This is a genomic window from Planococcus daihaiensis (assembly GCF_049262615.1).
GTDB lineage: Bacteria > Bacillota > Bacilli > Bacillales_A > Planococcaceae > Planococcus.
The window spans coordinates 1,991,163-2,014,276 of sequence record NZ_CP175504.1 but is presented as its reverse complement, the minus strand read 5'-3'; the positions used below and the strand labels follow the sequence as shown (position 1 = coordinate 2,014,276).

Here is a 23,114-nt window from a genome sequence, read left to right as displayed (position 1 = left end):
GACAACGAGCTTTCATTCACACAATAAAGGCGCTGCAGCTATTGCAGCGCCTCGCGATATTTTGGAATCAGGTTTAAAGGAATGAACTATGATATTACACCTTATGCTTTTCTGTCAGTTCAATGGACAGCTCACGCAGTTTGAATTTCTGAATTTTGCCCGACGCTGTCATCGGGTATTCTTTGGTGAACTCGAAATACCGCGGAATTTTATGGCGCGATATTTTGCCGGTGCAATAATTACGGAGTTCTTCCGCATCCAATTGCTCACCTTCTTTCAGGATGATCCACGCCATCAGCTCTTCCCCGTATTTCGGATCCGGCACGCCAACGACCTGCACATCCTGGATGGCCGCATGGCTGTAAAGGAATTCTTCGATTTCCCGCGGATAAATATTTTCTCCCCCGCGGATCACCATGTCTTTAATGCGGCCGGTGATGGCAATATAGCCATCTTCATCTTCCAACGCAATATCGCCCGTATGCAACCAGCCTTCCGAATCGATTGCATTTTTCGTCGCTTCTTCATTTTTATAATAGCCTTTCATAATATGATAGCCGCGAGTGCAGAGTTCGCCGGGTATTCCGGCGGGAACCGTTTCACCCGTAACCGGATCAATGATTTTCACTTCGACTTCCGCATGCGGTTTGCCGACCGTGGAAACTCGTTTTTCAATGTCGTCGTCCGCCCGCGTCTGGGTGATGACCGGCGAAGATTCCGTTTGGCCATAGGCAATGGTGATTTCCGAGGCGCCCATATCGCTGATCACTTTTTTCATCACTTCAATCGGGCACGGCGAACCCGCCATGATGCCTGTGCGCAGCGTTGACGTGTCGAAAGATGTAAAATCGGGATGGTTCAATTCCGCGATGAACATTGTCGGAACGCCGTGAAGGCCGGTGCATTTTTCATCCTGCACCATCTGCAGCACCTTTTTCGGCTCGAATTGTTCTGCAATAACCATCGTCGTCGAATGCGTCACTGCCGCCATCGTTCCCAACACACAGCCGAAACAATGGAAGAACGGCACCGGAATGCACAAACGATCACGTTCCGTCAGGTTCATCGTATCGCCGACCAACTTGCCGTTATTGACAACATTCAGGTGTGTCAGCATAACGCCTTTCGGGAACCCTGTCGTACCGGATGTATACTGAATATTAATGACATCGTCCGGATCCATCGACTGGAACCGCTCCTCCAATTGCTCGTCAGAAACCTGATGCGCGAAAGCTTCAAACTCCCCCCATGTATAGATGCCGGGATAAGAGTTATTGCTCATGACGATTACCCGCTTGAAATGAGGCAGTTTATCGCTCCGAATCTCCCCTTTAGCCGAATTTTTGAGCTCCGGACAAACAGTATTAATAATATCGATATAATTATTCCCTTTGAATTCTTCTCCTAAAATTAACGTAGTTGAATCAGATTGCTTCAATAAATATTCCAGTTCCGTCGATTGGTAGCTCGTATTGACAGTGACCAGTACGCCGCCCATTTTGCCGGTCGCGAATTGGCTCAGCAGCCACTCGCGTTTATTATCGGACCAAATGGCGATATGTTCCCCTTTTTCAATGCCAAGGCCGATAAAAGCTTTAGCCAGCCTATCCGTTTCTTCATCAAATTCCTTATAGGTTTTGCGGATTCCATGTTCCGGATAAACATATGCTTCTGTGTCCGGATGGAGAGATGCCTGTTCCCGGACGGTTTGCCCGACAGTCTGATGTAAAATCGCCATTTCCCTACCTCCAATGTGTAAACGTTTTCAATTCCCTTATTATATTATCATAAAATTCTAAATAATTTAATATTCGCGTTGACATTCCCGAAAACAGTTACTGTCTCATTTGCCGGGTTCCATGATAAACTTGTTTTATCATGAATCAGGAAAGGAACTACCATGGAATTACACGAAATGCATACGAAAATTGCAGACCAGTTCGCTGGACAGCAGCTTGTTTCTGCCACCATCAGCCAGCCGCGGCAGAAATCGAGCGATTTGAAACGCGTCAAAATAAAACCTGTCGAAATCAAAAACAGTTATTGGATCCAATTCGAGTACCAGCATGAACATGTGCTGAAACATAAAAATTTAACTGCGGAAGAAGCCGGTGCGGAACTTGAGACTTTATTCGCGGAGTTTCGCCAGGGACTTTTTCAGTTCACTGAAGAAAAAGTTCAGATTCAGCTTTCCAAGAAATTTAAAGTGAGCTGGAAAACAGAAGAGACCGAAAAAAAGCAAGTTGAGCTGTCGCATAACCGGAAAAAACAATATTTGCTGGAAGACGGCATTCCCTACCCTTTTCTCGTGCGCCTCGGCGTACAGAATGCGGATGGCAGTGTTAAAAAACAAAAATACGATAAATTTCGCCAGATCAACCGCTTTATCGAATTCATTGATGACGCACTGGTTCATCTGCCCAAAGACCGGACTGTCCGCATCCTCGATTTTGGTTCCGGCAAATCGTATCTGACGTTCGCGCTGTATCATTACCTGCGTGTGGAAAAAGGGCTCGACCTTCGAGTGACGGGACTTGATCTGAAGAAAGAAGTCATTGAAGAATGCCGCACAATTTCGGAAGATCTGGGCTATGACCAATTGGAGTTTCTGGTGGGGGATATCAATGATTATAACGAGGAATCGGCAGTCGACATGGTGGTTACCTTGCATGCCTGCGACGTGGCGACCGATATGGCGTTGTCCCGTGCAGTCAAATGGAACGCGAAAGTCATATTGAGCGTCCCGTGCTGCCAAAGCGAACTGAATCACCAAATCCAATCACCGGAACTTGGCATTATGCTGCAGCACGGATTGATCAAAGAACGTTTCAGTGCGCTGGCGACGGATTCCATCCGCGCTGAATTGCTGTCGCTTGTCGGCTACGAAACGCAATTGATGGAATTTATCGATATGGAGCATACACCGAAGAACATTTTGATCCGCGCCTATAAAACCGGACGGAAACCGGACGCCGGACAATTGGACCGCTATCGCCAGTTTACGGAGATGCTGTCGGCCAAACCATTTCTTGAAAACGAATTGAAGGAGCTATTATGAAAAAAATCCACATTGTGAACGGCATCATCCTGGCGTTTTCCGTCATCCTGGTACGCTATATTGATGTACACGTCTACGATATGCATATCATCATCAATCTGCTCGTCCTGGTCGGATTGATTGTCGGCGGGATGAAGTTTATCGAGCGTTTTCCGGCACTCGATGACAACGTCAGCAAAAAAACCGGCAGAATCATCAACACCATCGTCGTATTGACGATTTTCATTGCATTTTTTGTGCTCGAATTATGACATAAAGAAGCATCCTCCGATTTCCCGGAGGATGCTTCTTTTGCTGTTTATGGTGAGTTTTCGTTCGGTTTTTTGTTTGCCTGTTCCTGAATTACTTCCATTACATAATCCTCGACCGGTTTCAGCGTAAATTCGAGGCCGCTGCTTTTCAAATTGTTTTCCAGATAATCCAATTGATGATCTTCCACAGCTTCGGACTGCAGGTTTAAGGCGCTGTTGACGTAAAGCATGCCCTTATTGGTAGCCATCGGACTGTCGACCCCATCTTCTTTAAGGCGCGTTTCCGCTTTTTCGACACCAAAAACCAACCCTTCTTCTTCCAGTTCCTTCACAGCGGTACGGTATCGTTCTTCACCCACACCTTCGGAAAGCCGCTGCTCCAGCCCTTTGATATCTTCCAGAGTGGCTCCTTTAAAATATTGGGCGTAATAAGCGATTAATATCTGCTCTTTATCCTGCAATTCTCTCATTGTAATTCCTCCCCGATTAAAACTGTATACTCCATCCCTTCCCTCTTTTCTACTGTATTAGACATTGGACTGGAAATTTCTATTGCATTCGGCTTTGCACCAGTGTACTATTTAGTTAATACAGTACGACAAGGAGATGGAATGATGAGTCAGTTTCGCGGATTGCTAATGAAAGATTGGACGATTATAAAGGGCTATGTATTATTGGCTTTATTGCTGGATGTTATTATCCCGCTTGGTTTAGCGATGCTGTTCCCTTTTGAGTCCTCCCTGGGGCTGCTGGTTTATTGCGCGACAGTTATGATAATGCACATACTGGTGCCGATTGTTCTGCTTTCGATCCTCTTTACGAAAGAGATGGATCACCCGGACATATTTTTCCATTCCAGTGCTTCGATACATAAAATCAACGCCAGCAAATTCGGGATCGTACTATTTGCCACTGCCCTGTCGCTGATATGGGTCAGCGCCCTGACATTCGTATTTATGCTTTTTGCACCCGATTTGATTGAAATGAGCAACTTTCTTCCTTTCGTCGCCGCATTCGCAGCGGGAATCTTGTTCTTCTCTGTACTGGTCGCCATCATTTATTATTTTTACTTGACCCTGTTTTACACAATGAAACCGAAAATCGGCGGCTTTGCTTATATCGTTACGTTCGGATTGTTTATTTTTGGGATGGAAATGTGGGACCGGGTCATGGCGACCCAACTGTATACTGCAGTTACTGATTTTTGGGTCATGCGATTGGATCAAACCGAATTTTTAACGAATATTGCCCACGGGTTGATGATCTCGTTCGAAAATCGGGCGACACTTCAAGTTGGACAGCTGCTGGTCACAGCGCTGTTACTCGTTTTCTTATATTTACTGTCCGCTTATTGGTTTGAGAAGAAAGTGAGGGCTTAATATGGGGCTTGATTTTGACAAGGATAAGCCGATTTATCAGCAGCTGATCGACCTCCTGTCAGGAGACATTATTCGGGGACGCAGAAAACCGGGTGACAAGCTGCCTTCTGTCCGGGAATACGCCATTGAAGTCGGAGTCAATGCCAATACAGTGCAACGGGTTTACAAGGAGATGGAAGCGATGGAACTTACCGAAACCAGGCGTGGCCAGGGTTCATTCATAACCGAAAACGAAGCACGTTTGAATAGGCTGCGCGACAGCAAAAAAGAGGATTTGGTGAAATCGTTTATCGCCAATGTGGAAGCTTATGGGTTTTCGAAGGATGAAATCGTGGAACTGGTCAGGAGGGAAATACAATGATCGAATTGAAACAGGTAAAAAAAGCATACGGCTCCACTGGAGCGTTGCAAGGGGTTAATTTAACACTCGACATGGGAAAAATCATCGGGATTGCCGGGGAAAATGGCAGCGGCAAGTCGACGTTGCTGAAATCCATCGCCGGAGTCAGCAAGATTGACAGCGGATCCATAGAGATCGACGGCACTCCTGTTTCCCGGAAACACGCGGACGAGATCGCTTACCTTCCGGACGCTGATATGTTTTACCCTTATTTCACCGTTGAGCAATTATTCGCCTATTACAGGAGTCAGTTTGCCGATTTCAATGAAATAAAAGCGAAAGAGGTGTTGGATTTCCTGGAAGTTCCGCTCTCTTCAAAGATGAAAAACCTTTCCAAAGGGATGCGCGGACGCGCAAAAATGGCTGTAACTTTAGGGCGTGAAAGCCGTTATTATTTAATGGATGAGCCATTTTCCGGACTCGATCCCATGGTGCGCAGCGATTTGGTCAAAGGGCTGATCCAGTTCACGGACCTGGAGCGCCAAACTTTGATCCTGTCGACACATGAAATCCGGGAAGTGGAAATTTTGCTCGATGAACTGGTTCTATTGAAAAACGGCAAGGTGTTGGCGCACAGGCAATTGGATGAAATTCGCGGCGAAACGGGCATGGATATGGTGGAATGGATGACAAAAGAGACGAAAGCAGGTGCAACAGGATGAATGAACGGGCATTGGTGCAGATAAAAAATTTATCAAAGACAATCGGCAAAAAGGAAATCATCAAGAATTTGAATCTCGATTTGTACAAAGGTCAGATTACCGGTTTTCTCGGACCAAATGGAGCCGGCAAGACTACGACAATCCGGATGATGGTCGGATTGATGAAGCCGACTGAAGGTGATGTATTGATTGATGGCCAGTCGGTCAATGACAATTTTGAAGAAAGCATCGAGAAAGTCGGTGTAATTGTTGAGAACCCGGAAATGTACAAATATATGTCGGGCTATAAAAATTTATTGCATTTTTCAAGAATGCATAAAGGCATTTCGAAGCAACGGATTGATGAAGTGGTGCAGCAGGTCGGCATGAAAAATCGCATCAACGAAAAAGTGGGATCCTATTCCCTGGGGATGCGTCAGCGACTCGGCCTGGCCCAAGCTCTTTTGCATAATCCGAAATTTCTTATTCTCGACGAACCGACCAATGGACTTGACCCGGCAGGCATTCGCGAATTCCGCCTCTACCTGCAAAAAATCGCCCGCGAGAACGGCGTTGCTGTTTTTGTGTCCAGCCATCTGTTATCGGAAATCGAATTATTATGCGACCGGATTGCCATTATTCAAAACGGTGAATTGATTGATATTAAAAATGTCACTGAGCTTCAGCAATCCCGTTTCTATTTCAAAGTCGAGCCTGTAACTGCGGCGGAAGAAATATTATCCGGCATCGGCTTTCCGGTTTCCAGGCACGACGGTGGCCTGTTGGTGGAAACCGAGCCGCAACATGTGCCCGGTGCAGTAAAACTGCTGGTGAACGCGGACGTTTCCGTTTTCGCGGTACAGCCTTTCCAAGCGACTTTGGAAGATCAATTCCTAGAAATGACTGGAGGTGGAGAAATTGCTCAAGCTCATACAAAATGAATGGATGAAATTATGGAGCCGTAAGTCTTCCTGGATTATGATCATTTTACTGGCAATTATCCTTTTGGCATCTGCTGCCATTACCAAATGGGTCGATAATTCCATGAACGTGAACAACACCGAAACGTGGCAGCAAGTTGAAACCAATGAACTGACTTATAACCAGGGCATGTTGCAGGATCCAGAATTGAGTGATGCCCAGCGTGAGTATTTTGAAGGCGAAGTGGCCATTGCCGAGCATCGTCTTGAAAACGACGTGGCTCCTTTTGAATACAACAGCATGCAGCAAAGCGTCATTGACTCGTATGTCATGATGTCCCTTGTCACGTTGTTCACTGTTATCGTTGCCGGCGGCATTGTGGCTGCCGAGTTTTCACAGGGCACCATCAAAATGCTGCTGACGCGACCCGTCAAACGCTGGAAAATCTTAAGCTCGAAATTTATAGCGACGATGCTGTATGCATTGCTGCTGTCAATTGTATTATTCATCGTCACCGCGTTAGCAGGCGCCATTTTTTATGGTGTCAGTGACGGAACTTTCCTGACGTGGAACGGCTCAGAAGTCGTTGAAGGATCGTTCTGGCTCGAAGGTCTCCAATTGGCCGCACTCAGCTTTGTCAACGTCTTTATGATCGGCACTTTCGCCTTTATGCTGGGCACTGCTTTCCGCTCCAGCTCACTTGCCATTGGGCTGTCGATCTTCCTGCTGTTCACGGGCGTACAGGCGGTCTTCCTGCTGGCGAATTATGAAATCGTTAAGTATTACCTGTTTACCCACACGGATCTGACGCAATATTATACCGGCTTCATGCCGGTTGGCGATATCACGATGACGCTGTCCGTAGTTGTGCTGCTTGTCTATTTCGTTATTTTCATGGCAATCAGTTATCTCACGTTCGGCAAACGCGATATTACTGCGTAATAAAATCGGATAGGAAAAACCGCAAAAGCCTGCTTGGCTTTTGCGGTTTTTTTCGTCGCAGGGGCGAGTTGGGCGTATTCTTCTGGAAGTTGGGCGTATTTCTATGGAAGTTGGGCGTATTCCAGACCAAGTTGGGCATAAATAAAAACAGCCCGGAAATTCCGGGCCATTCTGTTATTAATATGCCAATCCCACACGGCTGCTGGTATAGGCCGTGTCTTCCAGTTGGCGGTAAGCGAATTCGGCAGTATCGCCGACTGTGATTTCCTTGCCGCCTTCAGGAAGAAAGTCTTTTTCCACGCGATAGCCGCCCCTTGCTTCACCGTCCGGCAAGTAAGTCGGACAGACGACGGTCCATTCCAGATTGGATTGTTCCAGCATGCGATAGGCTTTTTCGTGTTGTTCTGCTGCGAAAGTCATTTTCCGGTTCGAGTCGCCGCCCTGGTAACGGAGCTTGCCTTCTTCGAGTCGGCTGTTCAGTATGCCGGCTGTCCCGATGGTAATGATCCTTTTGATGCCATGAGCTTCCATCGACTCGATGATGAACGGCATAGCATCGGTGAGCGTCGTCGTTTTATCCGTCCCGAGTGCACTGATTACCGCGTCCGCTCCTGCAATGCTGCGCTCTACATCTTTTTTGTGCCGGACATTGCCGAAAACTGTTGTCAGATTCGGGTGTTTATCCAGCTTCGGCGAACGCTGCAGCGCCGTCACCTGGTGGCTCTCTTCCAACGCCCGCTTCAGAATTTCGCTGCCGACTCTGCCGGTTGCTCCAAAAATCGCCAATTTCATCGCTTCGTCCTCCCTGAAACAATTATTTGAATTTATAGCCTCTTGCTGCCAAGACTTCTTTAAGATCCGGACGATGCGGCTTTTTCAGGAAATTCGTCATTTGCTGTGACCACGTAGCCGTTTTTTGATTGGATCCACGGCTTCCGTAATACTCCTGAATTGTCTTGTCATATGCCGGAAGAATGCTCTCGTATTTCTCTTCATCATAATTATTTTCGTGAAGGATCGCTTCCACCGGAAGGCGGGGCTTCACGCCATTGCTTTCATTTGGAACACCGACCGTCAAACCGTAGACTGGAAACACACCTTCAGGCAATCCCGCCAATTTGCTGATTTCCTCCATATTATTGCGGACGCCGCCGATATAGCAAATGCCATAACCTTTCGATTCTGCTGCAAGTACCAAATTCTGGGCCAGCAAGCCTACATCCGTTACCGCTACCAGCAGGTTTTCCGCCTGGTCAAATACGATCGATTCGCCGTTCATTGCCACAGCGTGCTTTAACCGGTTATAATCCGCACACATCAGGAAAACTGCACCGGCCCCTTCCATCTGCTTTGCGTTGCTCGACAATTCGCCAAGCTTCCGGCGTTTCTCAGGATCCGTTACCCAGACGATTGAATATGCCTGAACAAAATGCGATGTTGCCGCATATTGCGCCGCACCGACCAACTCTTCCACTTCTTCCCTTGTCAATTGCTCTTCTTTATAATCACGCACCGACGCGTGGGATTTCATCAACTCAATTACCATATGTATTCCTCCTCAACCTTATTTCTTCTATCGTACCAAATTCCGTCTGAGGATACTGTTGCGGCGATTTTTGATAAAATAAAACCCATAGAGGTGATCGACAATGAAACAGGCAAAAACCGCTCTTACAATAATTTTCCTGCTGGTGCTTGGCAGTTTATTGTTCATTTGGATACAGCGTGAAATTGAATTCCGTGAAGAACTGGCAGCCCGTCCATTGCCGGATTCACTGCACCCGATTGTAGAGGAAAAGAGCCGGGAACTGGTGGATGCGGCGGCCGAAATCGATATTGACATCATCATTACAGACGGCTTCCGTTCGTTTGATGAGCAGGCCCGCCTGCACCAGCAAGGCCGCAGTTCCGCTGGCAATATCGTGACTTTTGCCGAAGGCGGCGAATCGTACCATAATTATGGCCTGGCCATCGATTTCGCATTGCGGCTCGACGACGGATCGGTCGTTTGGGATATTGAGCGCGATGATAACGGCAATGGCCGGTCCGACTGGTTTGAAGTTGCCGAAATCGGCAAGGGCCTAGGTTTTGACTGGGGCGGTGACTGGAATCGTTTCAAGGATTATCCACATCTCGAGATGACATTCGGATTATCGATTCGCGAGCTGAGAAAAGGCTGGCGCCCGGAAGATAAACTGGATTGAAACCTGTAACTCTTTTGAGTATCACTCGTCTTCTTCAATAAAGAGGGGTGAAAATTCATGAAAAAAATTATTGGTTTATCCTTTTTATTGCTTATACTCCTGATTGCAGCATGTGGCACTGGCGAAGAAACACCTGCCGATGCAACTGCATCCGTTGATGATTATTCCGTTTCAACTACCGAGGCATCTACTACTGAAGGTGATTTCATCTACCGACTGGTTTCGGAACAGGAGGCCTATCCTAGCGGCGGACCCATCGAGTTATACGCTGAACTGGAGTATGTCGGTGACCAGGACAGCATCGACATTTTCCACGCCGGTTCCGCTTTCTTTTTCCCGATGGAAGAAAAGACACGCGGCTATCAATTGGATTACCCGATGATTGAACCATTGCTGACGACAACCCTCACGAAAGGTGAGCCTCTCCGCGAAGCCTATACCGGCAGCGGCGGCTACAGCGATCAGGAGACGGCAGAGTATATCGAGTTTATGAAACAGGTAATTGACAATAGATTCCCTCAGGGCTATTACATCGTCAATGGCTATGCTGATTTTTTCACTGAAACTCCTGATGGCACTCAAACTGCTTACGAAATCCACGCCGAAGTTGATTTCAAAGTTATCGATGAATAGAGAAGAGCACGCTCCCACAGGGAACGTGCTCTTCTTCTTTTGTTATTACATTTCCTGGCGCAACGCCTGAATCACATCGATTTGCGTCGCTTTTCGTGCCGGACGCCATCCTGATACCATTGCCACGCCGATACTGATTACAGAGGCAATCACTACCAATTGCCAGGGAATTGTTGAAATGACAATTGATATTCCGCCCGCATCTTCTTCACCCAAGGAGCTTAAAATGATGATTGGGATCAGCCAGTTCGCCAAAATGCTGATGCCGTAAGAAATGGCGACCGCCAGGACTGTCCCGATGATGCCAATTGCAGCGCTTTCCATCAGGAATAATTTGCGGATCAGTTTGGGCTGTGCCCCAATTGCCTTCATGACGCCGATTTCACGTGTACGTTCGGTAACCGCCATCGTCATCGTATTGAAAATACCGATGGAAGCAATCAATACCGCTATGGTGCCTACAAAAATCAGCCCCGCTTTTAATGCGTTGAAAAAGACATTCATCGAGCCTAACTCTTCCGTTACGGAATAGACGTAATAGCCATCTTCTTTCAGAGCGTTCGTGATGCCGCCCACATTCTGTAATTCATCCGCATACACCAGGATATTCTTGTACCCTTGCTGCAAATCCAATTCCTCATTGAATACCGGTCCCCAGGAGGCGTCTGCATAAATGCTATTGTCTGTCATCCAGTCTTTCGCCGGTTCTTTAGCGATGCCTGTCACCACAAATTCCCATGACGAGCTTTCTTTCGCTTCTTCCCCTTCATTTCTAAAAGGCGTTAACTGCATTTCAATCGTCTGACCGATCAGGCTGCCTGAAAAACCTTTAACTTCTTCGCCATTCGCTTCTTTTTCCTGTTCCGCTTCCGTCAGCAATTGACCGGCCATGTGGTAGCCGACCACCACTTCGTTGTTTTTCGCAGGCATTTTTCCTTCCGCCAGTGAAAAACCGGCTTTCTCCTCTTCTTCCATACTCGAAAGCACTGCCATTGAATAAGCGGTCCGCTCCCCAATCATAATCCGCGTTTCCGCTTCCGGCCGCGTGCGCTCAACTACCGCCAAAACGTGATCCATTTCCCTGATCGCCTGAAGCTCTGTTTCCGGAAGGTCTGCCGGCGCTATTTCTGTCTCGCCATCCGACTTTCCGGCTAATTCAATTTGGGTCACCATATTATTATCCAGTACATCGTCTGTAATGGTCTGGTGCAATCCAAAGCCGATCGAGGCCAGCACGATGAGAAAGGCACAGCCCATCGTAGCTGCCAAAATGGTGGTGGCAACGCGTAATTTATTGCGCTTCATATGTTGTTTGATGAAATCGACCTGGTCTTTAAACTGCATGGCGCTGCTCCCCTTTCACCAATTCACCGTCGTGCAGCCGGTACTGGCGGTCTGCCACAGCAGCCACTTCTTCGTCATGCGTGATGATGACGAATGTTAAGCCCAGTTTTTTGTTCAACGATTGAATGAGCAATAGGATCTCTTTTTCCGTCTCTGAATCCAAGCTGCCGGTCGGCTCATCAGCCAGGATGATCGGCGCATCCGTTATGAGCGCTCTTGCAATACTGACCCGTTGCTGCTGGCCGCCGGAAAGTTCGTTCGGATAATGGCTGGAGACTTCTTGCAGACCGACTTTCTCAAGCAGCTTTTCCACTTTTATTTTGCGTTCCTTATCATCCATTCCTTTGATCTTTAACGGCAACTCCACGTTTTCAAAGGCACTGAGACCCGGCATCAATTGGAAATTCTGAAAGATGAAGCCGAAGTTTTCCAGCCGGAAATCCGCCTGTTCCGCTTCTTTCAATACCGAAGTTTCCTTGCCGTTGACCATTACCGACCCCGCTTCCGGCAACATGAAGCCCGCCAGGATATGAAGCAGCGTCGATTTGCCTGAACCGCTTTTGCCGAGAATCGCCACAATCTCGCCTTTACCGACTTCAAGTGTGACTCCTTTCAAAACCGGCACTTCGCGCTGCTCGCCTTTTTTCCCTATTTTAAAATGATGATGCAAACCCCGAATTTTTATCATACTAACTTCCCCTTTCACTTATACCTTTAGTATAAATGGAAAATCTTAATAAATATGGAGAAGGTTTCTGAAGATTTTCTTAAGATGCTGTGTGAAGAGCCCTTCGCTGGGGTATCTCTAACAATAAGATAGTATTTATAGAAATTCTTAATTTTCCCATCACAGCGTTCTGACTAATTTTATCGCTGACACCACGCGATTCCTGCAGAACCGGAAAGAAGGTCATTCGTGAAGCAATTTGCCATTATTATCCCTGCATATAAACCGGATCACAAATGCCTGGCCACGGTCGAAACGATCATCGCTGCAGGCTTCCAAAAAATATTCATTGTTGATGATGGCAGCGGCAAGGAATTTGCCCCCATCTTCACCTCCCTTGAATACCATAAAGAAGTGACGTTATTAAACCATGACGTGAACCAGGGAAAAGGCCGCGCGCTGAAAACCGCCTTCGAATACATACTTACGCATAAGCTGTCCTTTGAAGCAGTTATTACAGCGGATGCGGATGGCCAGCATTTGGTCACGGATATGCTGAAACTGTCCGAGCAAATGTTCAAAACGCCCGAGAAAGTGGTGCTCGGGGCAAGGGATTTCAGCCAAAATCACATCCCGTTCAGAAGCCGCTTCGGCAACCGTTTCACCCGATTGCTGTTTCGCCTCTCTACCGGCACTGTGCTGACCGACACTCAAACGGGATTGCGGGGCATTCCCGTCAAATACCTGCCGCAATTGCTGAAAGTCATCGGCGAGCGCTTTGAATACGAGATGAATGTCCTCGCGGCTTTGAAAAAAAATAATATTGAAATTGCGGAAATCACCATCGAAACCATCTATATTGAGGACAATAAATCATCGCATTTCAATCCTCTCAGGGACTCATACCATATATATAAGATTTTCATCTTATACGGTTTGTCAGGAGGCGCATCTTTTGTGCTGGATATCGGATTATATTGGTTATTCATCCAGCTGCTGCGAGATCCGGCACCCGTTCTATTCATTATTTTCGCGACGATTGCCGCCCGTATCCTGTCCTCATTATTTAATTATTACATCAATCGCAATAAAGTCTTTAAGCAAGGATCCCGCAAATCACTGGTCCGGTATTATATACTGGCCGCTTTCATCATGCTGGCTTCTGCCGGCTCCGTCCATTTGCTTTATGCCGAATGGCTCGGACGCGGAGAAGTGATTTTAAAAGTATTGGTCGACACAATCCTCTTTATCATCGGGTTTGTGGCCCAGCGCGCCTGGGTATTCCGCAAAGAATGACTGCAGAATCCCCTAAATCAATCTGCATCTTTCCCAATATTAGGCTATACTTGATATACGAATTCAAATAAAGGTGTGAACGTAATGTCAACTGTCGATCAGTTTTCTTCTTATATCTCAGAAAACGCAACTTCCATTTCGAAGGAAGTAGTCGAATATGTAATAGCCCGCAGTAAACCGGGGATATCAGAAGAGGAAAAAGAGATGGCTTTGGCCATGTATGTAAAACTTTTGGGTTTCTTTAGCGAATCGCTGAAAAATGAAAACGAAAGTTTTATACCGGAGCATTTAATCGAGTGGAGTAAAAACAATGCTCAAATGCAAGTGAACAGCGGTGGCAAGCTTTCGGATATCATTGTACGCTACCCGTTGACACGCGACATCTTCACAGAGATATTGATCCGCATCAGTCTAGATATCGAGCTGTCAACAAAGGATACCGGCCACCTTATCAAAGGAATTAACCGTGTTCTTGATGTCAGCCTAAATGAAACCGTGCTGGCTTTCGAAGACCTTTCTGACCAGTCAAAAGCTGAGTTGCAAAAGGAACTTGTGACACTTTCAGCACCAATCGTTCCCATACGTGATGAAGTCGTCGTGCTTCCTTTGATTGGCTATATTGATGAAGAAAGAACCAATTACATCATGGAAACGGCAGTACCGAAGATCGCTGCCATGAATGTGGATTATGTGATTGTGGATTTCTCCGGTGTACTGACCATTAACCGCCATGTCGCCGTATCACTTCACCAGATCGGGAATATGCTCCGGATCATGGGCATCCAGGTCGTCTCCACGGGGATGCGCCCTGAACTGGTGCAGGTGGCAATCAACAGCAATATCAAAATGTCTTCCGCCTTTTCCTTCAGCACCGTCAAACAGGCACTGGAGACCATCGGAAAATAAATGAGCTGCAAGCTTCTCCCCTCCGGAGAAGCTTTTTTTTATTTTTTTATAGATTTTGAGAAACTTTAATTGAGCAGGAACGGGCAAGGTGCTATACTCAAAAAGCAAAACTTTTAATGCCGACAAAATCTATAAGAATTAGGGGAGATACACCATGAAGAAGTCACATTTTTTACTTTTGATGCTGCTGGGAGCCATTTTATTGCTTGCTGCATGCGGAGACGATACTGAAAACACGGACACTGCAACTGACGAAGATCAGGCAGAAACAGGTTCTTCGGAAGATCTTTTGGCTAAAGTGCAGGACGAAGGAACATTGCTTGTTGGAACGGAAGGAACTTATCCTCCATTCACTTTCCACGATGAATCTGGCGAATTGACAGGTTTCGATGTTGAAATTGCCCGCGAAGTTGCGGACCGCCTTGGCGTAGAAGCAGAATTCCTTGAAACACAATGGGACGGCATGTTCGCAGGACTCGACTCTGGAAGATTCGACATGGTGGCCAACCAGGTCGGTATTCGCGAAGACCGTTTGGAGCTCTATGATTTCTCAGATCCATATATCACATCATCAGCCGTATTGGTTACAAGTGAAGATGAAACTGAAATTACATCTTTCGAAGATTTGGAAGGAAAAACTTCTGCCCAGTCTTTGACCAGCAATTACGCGGACATAGCCACATCGTTCGGAGCTGAACTTACAGGAGTCGAAGGATTTAACCAGGCAGTTGAGTTATTGGTTTCCGGTCGTGTTGATGCAACTGTCAACGATAAAATTTCTGTATTGGACTTCTTGAAGCAGCGTCCGGATGCACCTATCCAGATTGCCGCTGAATCAGAGGAAGCTTCACAAAGCGGATTGCAATTCAGAAAAGACAGTGGAGCGATTGTAGACGAAGTTAATAATGCGCTTGCCGAGATGATCGAAGACGGCACTTACGAAGAAATTTCACAGAAATGGTTTGGCGAAAATGTACTTGAATAGTATTTTCACAAACCCTGAAAGATTGGAACGGTTACTGGACATTGCCCAGTCATCGTTCCTTCCTTTGTTGGAGGGAGCAATCCAATACACGATTCCTTTAACTTTGATATCGTTCACGATCGGACTTATGCTGGCTACATTGACAGCATTGGCCCGAGTTTCTACGATTAAACCGTTGCAGATCATCGCGCGCATCTATGTTTCCATCATTCGAGGAACCCCATTGCTCGTTCAATTGTCCATCCTGTTTTACGGACTTCCGACGGTTGGTGTGACGCTGGAACCGTTTACCGCGGCCATTCTCGGCTTTTCACTGAATGTCGGCGCATACGCTTCCGAAGTGATCCGGGCGGCCATCCTGTCGATTCCAAAAGGACAATGGGAAGCGGCCAACACAATTGGCATGTCGTATAGCCAATCGTTGAAACGGATTATTCTGCCGCAGGCATCGCGCGTATCCATTCCGCCGCTGTCGAATACATTCATCAGCCTGGTAAAAGATACGTCTCTTGCTTCGTTTATCCTGGTTACCGAGATGTTCCGAAGAGCACAGGAAATTGCGGCTTTCAACTACGAATTCCTGCTGCTGTATGCTCAGGCCGGCTTGATCTACTGGGTCCTCTGTTTCCTTCTTTCATTGGTACAGGGACGATTGGAACATCGTTTTGACCGTTATGTATCAAAAGCTTAAATTCACTCTTACTACAGACAGGAGTATTCTATGATTGCCATCAATAATCTTCACAAAAGTTTTGGCAGCCTCGAAGTGTTGAAAGGCATTGACCTGAACGTTGAGAAGGGTCAGGCGGTTGTCGTGATCGGTCCTTCCGGTTCAGGCAAGACAACATTTCTCCGTTGCCTCAATATATTGGAAACACCCACCGCTGGAACCGTTTCAATCGATGGCCACGTGGCGGATTTCTCCAAACCATTGCCGAAAAAAAAAATCATGGATTTCAGGAAACAATCTGCCATGGTTTTTCAGCATTATAACCTGTTCCCCCATATGACCGCTTTGGAAAATGTCATGGAGGGTCCTGTGACCGTGCAGAAAATCAGCAAAGAAGAAGCCCGAAAAAAAGCGGAAAGTCTATTGATTAAAGTTGGACTGGGGGAAAAGATGAACGAATATCCCTTCCAGCTTTCCGGCGGCCAGCAACAGCGTGTCGGCATCGCCCGTGCCCTCGCACTGGAACCGAAAGTGATGCTTTTTGATGAACCGACGTCAGCACTCGATCCCGAACTCGTCGGAGAAGTTCTTCAAGTAATGAAAGATTTGGCGCTTGAAGGCATGACCATGGTCGTCGTGACACACGAAATGCGTTTTGCAAAAGGCGTCGCCGATGAAGTGCTGTTCATGGATGACGGTCGCATCGTGGAACGCGGCACCCCGAAAGAAATTTTCGAAAACCCGAAAGAAGAACGGACGCAGCAGTTTTTGAGCCTTATTCAGAAGGCGGATACGATATAGAAAAGCGAAAGCGCCCGTTTAGCTCTGAAAGGCATAAGACGGAACAATGAAGTGGCGGTTTTTGTCACGTAATTGGACCGGCTTATGACCCGAAGAGCTGGGCCGCTGGAGTCTAGACAATAGAAAAGCGACTAAATATCAACAACACAAAAAAAGAACCAGGAACCCGTTATGGGAGCCTGGTTCTTTGCTTGTCATTAGATGTGGACTGTTACGTCTGCACCTTCACGAAGTTTTGCTACTAATTCCTGTACGGCTTCGTTCTCTTTCTGCTGTACAAGTTGAGCTTCAAGCTCAGATTTTATGTCTTCGAATGGTGGCAATTCTTCGCCGCCCGCTTCTTCTTGCTGGGCTTTCATTTGATCATAAAACTCCTGTAGTTCTTCTTCAGAAGCTTCAGACTCTCCTGATTCCTCAGCGATCAGTTTCTCCACTTTCACCTGTGACTCGACTTGCCCCATCACTTCTTCTTCAGACAATCCCTGTTCTTCAAGAGCTGTCAAAAACTCTTCAGAGCTTGCGAGGCCGTTTTGTTCTGCTAGAGCTGTCAAAGTTTCATTGACTTCTTCTTCAGACGCCTCGATATTGCGGTTTGCTGTTTCTTGCACTAATAATTCCTGGCTTACAAGGCTTTCAGCAATTTGCTCTTTCAATTGAGTCTGGTCAACTTCCTGGCCGGACATTTGAGCTTGCATAGCCATTTGCTGGAATTGTGCTGTGTAAGCAGATTCAAATTCCTCTTTATTGATTTCTTCTCCGTTCACTTCAGCAACAAGATCCGGTACGCCTTCCAAATCAGGTTCCGGCATTTCCGGTTGTTCAGCAGTTTCACCATTTTCTTCAGGTGCCTGCTCCTCCGTTGGAGTTCCTTCTTCGTTTGCATTTTCATCTGTATCACTGCATGCCGCCGTCACTATAACTGAGGCACCGATTAATAGGCTTAATAACATTTTCTTTGGCAATTTCATTTCCCCTTTCAATCATAATGGACGTAAGTGTATCACATATAGGTCGGATGTAAACCGAAAACCCTTATGCCCCTTATGGTTATGAAAGGTAATTTACAATGTATTTTCCAATTTAATCGCCGTGTGCCCACGCGATCCGTGGATCGATTTTTCGCGACATCCGGATCATGAATGGTTCGAAACCAAGGCGCGGCCAAAAATAAGAAGCGATCTGATTGGGCGTGTGCCAATCCGCATATAGATAATCAAATCCTTCTCCTTTCATTTCTGTGAAGCAATGATAGGCAAGCACCCGCCCAATCCCCTTGCCCCGCATATCAGGGTTGGTGGAAGCCGCTGTAAGTTCCGCGCAATTCAGTGGCGTTGACAGACTCAACTTATTTTCTTTTCTGAAATAAACATGAAATCCGGCGATGCGTTCACCGAGTTCCGCAATCCAGAGAAAAGCCTCTTTGTCCTGGGATAGATCCATATAACTCCGTTTGATGTTTTCCATCGTTTCTTTTGTAATCGGGTGCCAGGAAGGAGATGCCGCCTGGTGAATGCTGTTCCATAAAGCCACTTTCCTCAGCAGCGGCGCATCCCTTTGGTCGCCTTTTCGAATCTTCAATTTGCCCGGCTCAACGCTGTCGGTGGCATCAAAATCCTTCAAACTCAGCACGGCATATTTTTGCTCGTAGCTGAACCCCTGCTCCAGCCATTGTTCCACGAGAAGTTGCTCACCGCCCGGCACCATCAGCACATGATTGAAATAGCCGTGCTTGACCCATTCCGCTCCTGCATCTGCGTAGAGCAGCCGTAATAGGGTCGGATGCTCGTTGTCGCTTATTGCGACGGACTCATAGTCCATCAGGATATAGCGTCCCCGATCCGCATCTTCTTTAAATTCATAGAGGAGGTAGCCGATGACATCAATTCCTCTGACTGCAGCGATTCCATTAACAAAAGGTTTTTTCAGCTGTTTTCTTATCACCTGTTCGGCTTCATCTATTTCTTCGAATACCGCTGGTAAAAAAGGAAATGCTTTTCTTTCTTTCGCATGCCTTTTGGCCAATAAAGCGGACATTTGGCGAATATGGATTTCCTCAACACCCACAAATTGAATCATGGCTTTCACTCCTCTTATTGAAGTTTAACTTCGAGTATCCGGTATTGCCCAGCCTCAATGACTTCACCAAAAACCGCAGGAATCGGCTCGACAAATATCGGGCCATCAATAATGACCGTATGAAATTCCCCTTCTTCCCCGCAAGCATCCACACCGAGCGCCTCCAATTCTTCGATCAGCTCCAGCGTAAACTCCCTGCCCAGAAATTCCGGCGGCATACGGGTCGTATCCACAACCGTGATAACGGCTTTGAACCCTTCCGCGACCAATTCCTCCAACAGCCTGCGGCGGGGTTCCCCCCATAAAGGGTGGCTGACCTCCATGCCGGCTTCATCACTGACTTTGTGAACCCATGCGCGGTGATCTTCCAAATCAATGTCTCCGTAAACACCCATATCGATGCCATTTTCTTTGAAATCCTTCAAATGACGGATGAATTCTTTTTCATAACCGCTCCAGTCCGCTTTACCGATTTCCAGCGGGAGCCCCAGACGTTCTGCCTGCGCTCCCAAAATTTCCATCGGCAGCCCGTGTGATCGCGATTTCGAGCCATCCTCCTCGAACATGGTAAATAAGGCGATTGGCACATTCCCTTCCAATACAGCCCGGTAATATGCCAGTGCGGAGTCCTTGCCACCGCTCCATGACATCATAAATGTTTTTTGCATAGTGCACCTCTTCCGTTAATTGTTTCCTGTTTAAAGACTTCGACAATTGCTCAATAAACCCTTTCCATCGGCTAGGCTTTTTTGCTGGCAGCCGCAGCCATAAAAAAACGGCCGGAACAAACTCCGGCCGCTCGATTCCTATTTTATTTGCCAACCATATTTTCAGGTTTTACCCATTCGTCGAATTGATCCCCTGTCAGATGGCCGCTCTTCACAGCTGATTCTTTCAATGTCGAACCATCATTGTGTGCCTGTTTCGCAATTGCCGCCGCTTTTTCGTAACCGATATGCGGGTTCAATGAAGTGACAAGCATCAATGAGTTGTTCACGTGGTTCTGGATAACATCCAGATTCGCTTCAATGCCGACTGCACAGTGATCGTTGAAGCTCACCAGGCTGTCTGCCAACAAGCGTACCGATTGCAGGAAGTTATAAGCGATAACCGGCTTGAACACGTTCAATTCGAAGTTCCCCTGGCTGGCAGAGAAACCAATTGTTGCGTCATTGCCCATCACCTGTGCCGCCACCATCGTCAAAGCTTCACTTTGTGTCGGGTTTACTTTACCAGGCATGATCGAGCTTCCCGGCTCGTTTGCAGGAATCGTGATTTCACCGATCCCGCTGCGCGGTCCGCTTGCAAGCCAGCGAACATCATTGGCAATTTTCATCGCGTCTGCCGCCAGCGCTTTGATGGCACCGTGTGCATAGACCATTTCGTCATGGCTGGTCAATGCATGGAATTTATTTTCAGCTGAAGTGAATTCTGAACCAACAGCTTCAGCGATGAATTCCGCCACATAGCCACCGAATTTCGGATCTGCGTTAATGCCGGTACCGACTGCCGTGCCTCCGATTGCCAATTCGCGCATATAATGGACGCTTTCACTGATCATGCGTTCACTTTTCTCGAGCATATGCTTCCAGCCGCTGATTTCCTGGCCGAGTGTCAATGGCGTTGCATCCTGCAAGTGTGTGCGGCCAATTTTAATGATGTCATCGAATTTCTCCGATTTCTCAGCCAAAGTGGCTTTCAATTTCTGAACTGCCGGTACCAATGTTTCCGTTACCGCCAAAACGCCGGCAACATGCATAGCCGTTGGATAGGTATCGTTTGAGCTTTGAGACATGTTGACGTCGTCATTCGGGTGCAATTTTTCATCGGAATTCTGCTCAGCCAAAATTTCATTGCCGCGTCGTGCCAGAACTTCGTTCATGTTCATGTTCGACTGCGTGCCGCTTCCTGTCTGCCAGACAACCAATGGGAAATGATCGTTCCATTTTCCTTGGATCACTTCATTCGCAGCCGCTTCAACAGCTTTCATTTTCACTTCTGATAATTTCCCAAGTTTATGGTTTGCTTTTGCTGTCGCTTTTTTCAATTGGGCAAACGCCATTACCACTTCGTGCGGCATGCGCTCGGTACCGATTGCAAAGTTCTGGACACTGCGCTGTGTCTGAGCTCCCCACATTTTGTCAGCTTCAACCTGAATTTCACCAATCGTGTCTTTCTCTGTACGATATTGCATTCCATTCACTCCAATTCTTATGTCTATGAAACCTTCTCTTCTATTTAAACACAAGAAAACGCAAAAAAGCGACTTTTCCAGAGGAAAAGCCGCTATATTAGTTGAACTAAAGAATTACCATAAATATAACGCTTCGGTGCTAAGGGAATATCGTTTATAAGCAAATTTCATTTTTAAAGAAAGCTCAAATCCACTAATTCTCCTGTAAAAAGTATTCCTCGATGATCGCTTCATCCGAATGGGGAATGTACTCCCCTTTTACAATCTGTGAACCGTTGATGCAGCCGCTGGACAAAAGGATGATGTCATCCGGTCCGCTCGCCTTCAAAGCTTCGATTACGGCTTCCCTTCTTGAGGGAACTTTCACAACTTCCTGCTTATACGGCACTGTAAAGCCTTTGACCACCGCATCCACAACATCGTTGGGATCGTTATAACCAGGATGGTCCACTGTCACGATGATCGTATCCGCTTTTCCTTCCGAAGCTTTGGCCATTTTTGGCATCTTCGAAAAGTCACGGATGCCAATTCCCGCAATAAGAGCAATAAGGCGTCGGTGCGGCAATTTCTTTATTTCCTTTAAAACCAGATCAATGGCGACAGGGGTATGCGCATAATCGAGGATAATCTTTCGGCCCTGTGGTCCGGAAAGCACCTGAAAGCGCCCTTCAACTTGCGGCATAATGGGCAGGACGAGCACAATGTCGTCGATGGATTTCCCGGCCAATAAAGCCGCTGCAATCGCCGCGGTTAAGTTTCCTGCATTATATTCACCGTATAAAGGAACTTCAACACGCCGGCTTTCTCCGTTATAAAGAAGGTTAAACGCCAAGCCATTTGCTGTCGTTTCGCAGTCTTCCCAAATCAGGTCGGCTCCGGAGTTTGAATCCGCACTATACGTCAGGAACGGGTAGTCGACGATCTCCAAAATATCCTTCGACATGCCGGCATCATCCAGATTGACGACAGCGGCTTTGGCCTGCCGAAATAATTCCAATTTCGACTGCAGGTAATGGGTGAAAGTTTTATGATATTCCATATGCTCCTCTGAAATATTGGTATGGATCGCTACATCAAATACAATCCCTTCCACTCGTTTCTGATCCAATGCAATCGAAGAAACTTCCATTGCAGCAGCCCGGTCACCCTGGGCTGCCAGCTGCGAAAAGATATTATGTATGTCTGAGGAGATGGGTGTGGTCGGTGTGCTCTTTTTATAGGAAAGCTTGCCTTTCGAAGACCAGATACCAGTCGTTCCCAAGAAACCACATGATAAATCCAGCAGGTTAAACAGGTTGTAAACATAAGTTGCAGTGGTCGTTTTGCCATTTGTGCCGGTGACTCCCACATTGATAAGCTGTTCCTGAGGATTTCCATAAAAATAAATCGATATATATGCCATAGCGACTTTTGAATTTTCTACCAGCACCCATGTCAGCTCGGGATACAAGTCATGATATTGCGCCAAAATGGCTTTATTTGTTCCGATGATTGCGCGGGCGCCCTTTTCTACCGCTTCATCAATATATAAATGTCCGTCAGTATTTTCTCCGGTCACACAAAAGAAAGCGGAGCCTTCTTGTGTCTCCACTGAGTTATAAACAATTGAACTTATTTCCTGGGCTTCAGGTCCGCTCAAGGAAAGCAGTGAAAGTTGGGGGATTTCTTTAAATTTAATTTTCATTGGGCACTCCTTACATAACATTTTCTTTATAACCTGAATTTACCATTTCTCAAAAATTCTTA

25 protein-coding genes are annotated in these 23,114 nt (G+C 46.8%); 14 read left to right on the top strand and 11 right to left on the bottom strand.

Going from position 1 to position 23,114, the window contains the following annotated elements; translation table 11 throughout:
• Positions 1-94: 94 nt before the first annotated feature.
• Positions 95-1,738: an AMP-binding protein gene (locus DHX103_RS09865; RefSeq protein WP_422122125.1), complete on the bottom strand. Its 1,644-nt coding sequence runs from the start codon at positions 1,736-1,738 to the stop codon at positions 95-97.
• A gap of 162 nt (positions 1,739-1,900) precedes the next feature.
• Between DHX103_RS09865 and DHX103_RS09860 the strand changes: the two genes are divergently transcribed.
• A complete protein-coding gene (locus tag DHX103_RS09860; RefSeq protein WP_422122124.1) occupies positions 1,901-3,058 on the top strand; it encodes a class I SAM-dependent methyltransferase in 1,158 nt (385 codons plus the stop codon).
• Positions 3,055-3,309 carry a hypothetical protein gene (locus DHX103_RS09855; protein WP_422122123.1) on the top strand — a complete coding sequence of 85 codons (255 nt, stop codon included), beginning with the start codon at positions 3,055-3,057 and terminating at the stop codon, positions 3,307-3,309. The genes DHX103_RS09860 and DHX103_RS09855 overlap by 4 nt, the downstream gene beginning before the upstream one ends.
• 47 nt (positions 3,310-3,356) lie before the next feature.
• Here the strand turns inward: DHX103_RS09855 and DHX103_RS09850 are convergent, their stop codons facing one another.
• The gene (locus DHX103_RS09850) at positions 3,357-3,779 is read right to left on the bottom strand and encodes a hypothetical protein (RefSeq protein WP_422122122.1); all 423 of its coding nucleotides are present in this window, start codon (positions 3,777-3,779) and stop codon (positions 3,357-3,359) included.
• A gap of 144 nt (positions 3,780-3,923) precedes the next feature.
• Here DHX103_RS09850 and DHX103_RS09845 point away from each other — a divergent pair, with 144 nt between their 5' ends.
• From DHX103_RS09845 to DHX103_RS09825, 5 genes are read left to right on the top strand one after another with little or no spacing between them, the layout of a single operon-like run.
• Positions 3,924-4,688: a hypothetical protein gene (locus DHX103_RS09845; RefSeq protein WP_422122121.1), complete on the top strand. Its 765-nt coding sequence runs from the start codon at positions 3,924-3,926 to the stop codon at positions 4,686-4,688.
• A gap of 1 nt (position 4,689) precedes the next feature.
• Positions 4,690-5,049, top strand: a complete 360-nt coding sequence (locus DHX103_RS09840; protein ID WP_422122120.1) for a GntR family transcriptional regulator — start codon at positions 4,690-4,692, stop codon at positions 5,047-5,049.
• Positions 5,046-5,750, top strand: a complete 705-nt coding sequence (locus tag DHX103_RS09835; protein WP_422122119.1) for an ATP-binding cassette domain-containing protein — start codon at positions 5,046-5,048, stop codon at positions 5,748-5,750. The genes DHX103_RS09840 and DHX103_RS09835 overlap by 4 nt, the downstream gene beginning before the upstream one ends.
• The gene (locus DHX103_RS09830) at positions 5,747-6,670 is read left to right on the top strand and encodes an ABC transporter ATP-binding protein (protein WP_422122118.1); all 924 of its coding nucleotides are present in this window, start codon (positions 5,747-5,749) and stop codon (positions 6,668-6,670) included. Before DHX103_RS09835 ends, DHX103_RS09830 begins: the two co-directional genes overlap by 4 nt.
• Entirely contained in the window at positions 6,648-7,592 is a 945-nt protein-coding gene (locus tag DHX103_RS09825) for an ABC transporter permease (RefSeq protein ID WP_422122117.1), read from the top strand. Before DHX103_RS09830 ends, DHX103_RS09825 begins: the two co-directional genes overlap by 23 nt.
• A gap of 177 nt (positions 7,593-7,769) precedes the next feature.
• Here the strand turns inward: DHX103_RS09825 and DHX103_RS09820 are convergent, their stop codons facing one another.
• Together DHX103_RS09820 and nfsA are read right to left on the bottom strand one after the other, a co-directional pair.
• Positions 7,770-8,384: an NAD(P)-dependent oxidoreductase gene (locus DHX103_RS09820; protein ID WP_422122116.1), complete on the bottom strand. Its 615-nt coding sequence runs from the start codon at positions 8,382-8,384 to the stop codon at positions 7,770-7,772.
• A gap of 22 nt (positions 8,385-8,406) precedes the next feature.
• A complete protein-coding gene (gene nfsA, locus DHX103_RS09815) occupies positions 8,407-9,138 on the bottom strand; it encodes an oxygen-insensitive NADPH nitroreductase (protein ID WP_422122115.1) in 732 nt (243 codons plus the stop codon).
• A gap of 103 nt (positions 9,139-9,241) precedes the next feature.
• Here nfsA and DHX103_RS09810 point away from each other — a divergent pair, with 103 nt between their 5' ends.
• Both DHX103_RS09810 and DHX103_RS09805 read left to right on the top strand, forming a co-directional pair.
• A complete protein-coding gene (locus DHX103_RS09810) occupies positions 9,242-9,796 on the top strand; it encodes a M15 family metallopeptidase (RefSeq protein ID WP_422122114.1) in 555 nt (184 codons plus the stop codon).
• 57 nt (positions 9,797-9,853) lie between these two features.
• The gene (locus DHX103_RS09805) at positions 9,854-10,429 is read left to right on the top strand and encodes a hypothetical protein (RefSeq protein ID WP_422122113.1); all 576 of its coding nucleotides are present in this window, start codon (positions 9,854-9,856) and stop codon (positions 10,427-10,429) included.
• A gap of 45 nt (positions 10,430-10,474) precedes the next feature.
• On the opposite strand, the gene DHX103_RS09800 is transcribed toward DHX103_RS09805, so the two are convergent.
• Together DHX103_RS09800 and DHX103_RS09795 are read right to left on the bottom strand one after the other, a co-directional pair.
• Positions 10,475-11,773 (bottom strand): ABC transporter permease, encoded by a 1,299-nt coding sequence (locus tag DHX103_RS09800; RefSeq protein WP_422122112.1) that lies wholly within the window; start codon positions 11,771-11,773, stop codon positions 10,475-10,477.
• Complete coding sequence (locus DHX103_RS09795) at positions 11,763-12,461, bottom strand: ABC transporter ATP-binding protein (RefSeq protein WP_422122111.1); 699 nt, start codon at positions 12,459-12,461, stop codon at positions 11,763-11,765. The genes DHX103_RS09800 and DHX103_RS09795 overlap by 11 nt, the downstream gene beginning before the upstream one ends.
• A gap of 228 nt (positions 12,462-12,689) precedes the next feature.
• Here DHX103_RS09795 and DHX103_RS09790 point away from each other — a divergent pair, with 228 nt between their 5' ends.
• From DHX103_RS09790 to DHX103_RS09770, 5 genes are all read left to right on the top strand, one after another.
• A complete protein-coding gene (locus DHX103_RS09790; RefSeq protein ID WP_422122110.1) occupies positions 12,690-13,736 on the top strand; it encodes a glycosyltransferase in 1,047 nt (348 codons plus the stop codon).
• A gap of 84 nt (positions 13,737-13,820) precedes the next feature.
• Positions 13,821-14,642, top strand: coding sequence for an STAS domain-containing protein (locus DHX103_RS09785; protein ID WP_422122109.1), 822 nt, complete (start codon positions 13,821-13,823; stop codon positions 14,640-14,642).
• Positions 14,643-14,796: 154 nt separating this feature from the next.
• Positions 14,797-15,627, top strand: a complete 831-nt coding sequence (locus DHX103_RS09780) for an amino acid ABC transporter substrate-binding protein (RefSeq protein WP_422122108.1) — start codon at positions 14,797-14,799, stop codon at positions 15,625-15,627.
• Positions 15,614-16,318, top strand: a complete 705-nt coding sequence (locus DHX103_RS09775) for an amino acid ABC transporter permease (protein WP_422122107.1) — start codon at positions 15,614-15,616, stop codon at positions 16,316-16,318. Before DHX103_RS09780 ends, DHX103_RS09775 begins: the two co-directional genes overlap by 14 nt.
• A gap of 30 nt (positions 16,319-16,348) precedes the next feature.
• A complete protein-coding gene (locus DHX103_RS09770; protein ID WP_422122106.1) occupies positions 16,349-17,098 on the top strand; it encodes an amino acid ABC transporter ATP-binding protein in 750 nt (249 codons plus the stop codon).
• A 197-nt stretch (positions 17,099-17,295) separates the two neighbouring features.
• Here the strand turns inward: DHX103_RS09770 and DHX103_RS09765 are convergent, their stop codons facing one another.
• The 5 genes from DHX103_RS09765 to DHX103_RS09745 all read right to left on the bottom strand — a co-directional run bounded on the left by DHX103_RS09765 (position 17,296) and on the right by DHX103_RS09745 (position 23,052).
• Positions 17,296-18,066 (bottom strand): SurA N-terminal domain-containing protein, encoded by a 771-nt coding sequence (locus tag DHX103_RS09765; protein WP_422122105.1) that lies wholly within the window; start codon positions 18,064-18,066, stop codon positions 17,296-17,298.
• Positions 18,067-18,178: 112 nt separating this feature from the next.
• Entirely contained in the window at positions 18,179-19,174 is a 996-nt protein-coding gene (locus tag DHX103_RS09760) for a GNAT family N-acetyltransferase (protein ID WP_422122104.1), read from the bottom strand.
• Between the two features lie 14 nt (positions 19,175-19,188).
• Positions 19,189-19,842, bottom strand: coding sequence for a diphthine--ammonia ligase (locus tag DHX103_RS09755; protein WP_422122103.1), 654 nt, complete (start codon positions 19,840-19,842; stop codon positions 19,189-19,191).
• Positions 19,843-19,985: 143 nt separating this feature from the next.
• Positions 19,986-21,368 carry a class II fumarate hydratase gene (gene fumC, locus DHX103_RS09750; RefSeq protein WP_422122102.1) on the bottom strand — a complete coding sequence of 461 codons (1,383 nt, stop codon included), beginning with the start codon at positions 21,366-21,368 and terminating at the stop codon, positions 19,986-19,988.
• A gap of 193 nt (positions 21,369-21,561) precedes the next feature.
• Positions 21,562-23,052 (bottom strand): UDP-N-acetylmuramoyl-L-alanyl-D-glutamate--2,6-diaminopimelate ligase, encoded by a 1,491-nt coding sequence (locus DHX103_RS09745; protein ID WP_422122101.1) that lies wholly within the window; start codon positions 23,050-23,052, stop codon positions 21,562-21,564.
• Between the last annotated feature and the right edge of the window lie 62 nt (positions 23,053-23,114).

What these genes read in the sequence shown, in the direction of transcription:
- DHX103_RS09760 (WP_422122104.1), bottom strand. Translation starts at nt 19,174, where the DNA reads ATGATTCAATTTGTGGGTGTTGAGGAAATCCATATTCGCCAAATGTCC.
- DHX103_RS09780 (WP_422122108.1), top strand. Translation starts at nt 14,797, where the DNA reads ATGAAGAAGTCACATTTTTTACTTTTGATGCTGCTGGGAGCCATTTTA.
- DHX103_RS09800 (WP_422122112.1), bottom strand. Translation starts at nt 11,773, where the DNA reads ATGCAGTTTAAAGACCAGGTCGATTTCATCAAACAACATATGAAGCGC.
- nfsA (WP_422122115.1), bottom strand. Translation starts at nt 9,138, where the DNA reads ATGGTAATTGAGTTGATGAAATCCCACGCGTCGGTGCGTGATTATAAA.
- DHX103_RS09745 (WP_422122101.1), bottom strand. Translation starts at nt 23,052, where the DNA reads ATGAAAATTAAATTTAAAGAAATCCCCCAACTTTCACTGCTTTCCTTG.
- DHX103_RS09775 (WP_422122107.1), top strand. Translation starts at nt 15,614, where the DNA reads ATGTACTTGAATAGTATTTTCACAAACCCTGAAAGATTGGAACGGTTA.
- DHX103_RS09850 (WP_422122122.1), bottom strand. Translation starts at nt 3,779, where the DNA reads ATGAGAGAATTGCAGGATAAAGAGCAGATATTAATCGCTTATTACGCC.
- DHX103_RS09805 (WP_422122113.1), top strand. Translation starts at nt 9,854, where the DNA reads ATGAAAAAAATTATTGGTTTATCCTTTTTATTGCTTATACTCCTGATT.
- DHX103_RS09795 (WP_422122111.1), bottom strand. Translation starts at nt 12,461, where the DNA reads ATGATAAAAATTCGGGGTTTGCATCATCATTTTAAAATAGGGAAAAAA.
- DHX103_RS09820 (WP_422122116.1), bottom strand. Translation starts at nt 8,384, where the DNA reads ATGAAATTGGCGATTTTTGGAGCAACCGGCAGAGTCGGCAGCGAAATT.
- DHX103_RS09785 (WP_422122109.1), top strand. Translation starts at nt 13,821, where the DNA reads ATGTCAACTGTCGATCAGTTTTCTTCTTATATCTCAGAAAACGCAACT.
- DHX103_RS09865 (WP_422122125.1), bottom strand. Translation starts at nt 1,738, where the DNA reads ATGGCGATTTTACATCAGACTGTCGGGCAAACCGTCCGGGAACAGGCA.
- DHX103_RS09845 (WP_422122121.1), top strand. Translation starts at nt 3,924, where the DNA reads ATGAGTCAGTTTCGCGGATTGCTAATGAAAGATTGGACGATTATAAAG.
- fumC (WP_422122102.1), bottom strand. Translation starts at nt 21,368, where the DNA reads ATGCAATATCGTACAGAGAAAGACACGATTGGTGAAATTCAGGTTGAA.
- DHX103_RS09835 (WP_422122119.1), top strand. Translation starts at nt 5,046, where the DNA reads ATGATCGAATTGAAACAGGTAAAAAAAGCATACGGCTCCACTGGAGCG.
- DHX103_RS09840 (WP_422122120.1), top strand. Translation starts at nt 4,690, where the DNA reads ATGGGGCTTGATTTTGACAAGGATAAGCCGATTTATCAGCAGCTGATC.
- DHX103_RS09860 (WP_422122124.1), top strand. Translation starts at nt 1,901, where the DNA reads ATGGAATTACACGAAATGCATACGAAAATTGCAGACCAGTTCGCTGGA.
- DHX103_RS09855 (WP_422122123.1), top strand. Translation starts at nt 3,055, where the DNA reads ATGAAAAAAATCCACATTGTGAACGGCATCATCCTGGCGTTTTCCGTC.
- DHX103_RS09770 (WP_422122106.1), top strand. Translation starts at nt 16,349, where the DNA reads ATGATTGCCATCAATAATCTTCACAAAAGTTTTGGCAGCCTCGAAGTG.
- DHX103_RS09765 (WP_422122105.1), bottom strand. Translation starts at nt 18,066, where the DNA reads ATGAAATTGCCAAAGAAAATGTTATTAAGCCTATTAATCGGTGCCTCA.
- DHX103_RS09755 (WP_422122103.1), bottom strand. Translation starts at nt 19,842, where the DNA reads ATGCAAAAAACATTTATGATGTCATGGAGCGGTGGCAAGGACTCCGCA.
- DHX103_RS09810 (WP_422122114.1), top strand. Translation starts at nt 9,242, where the DNA reads ATGAAACAGGCAAAAACCGCTCTTACAATAATTTTCCTGCTGGTGCTT.
- DHX103_RS09830 (WP_422122118.1), top strand. Translation starts at nt 5,747, where the DNA reads ATGAATGAACGGGCATTGGTGCAGATAAAAAATTTATCAAAGACAATC.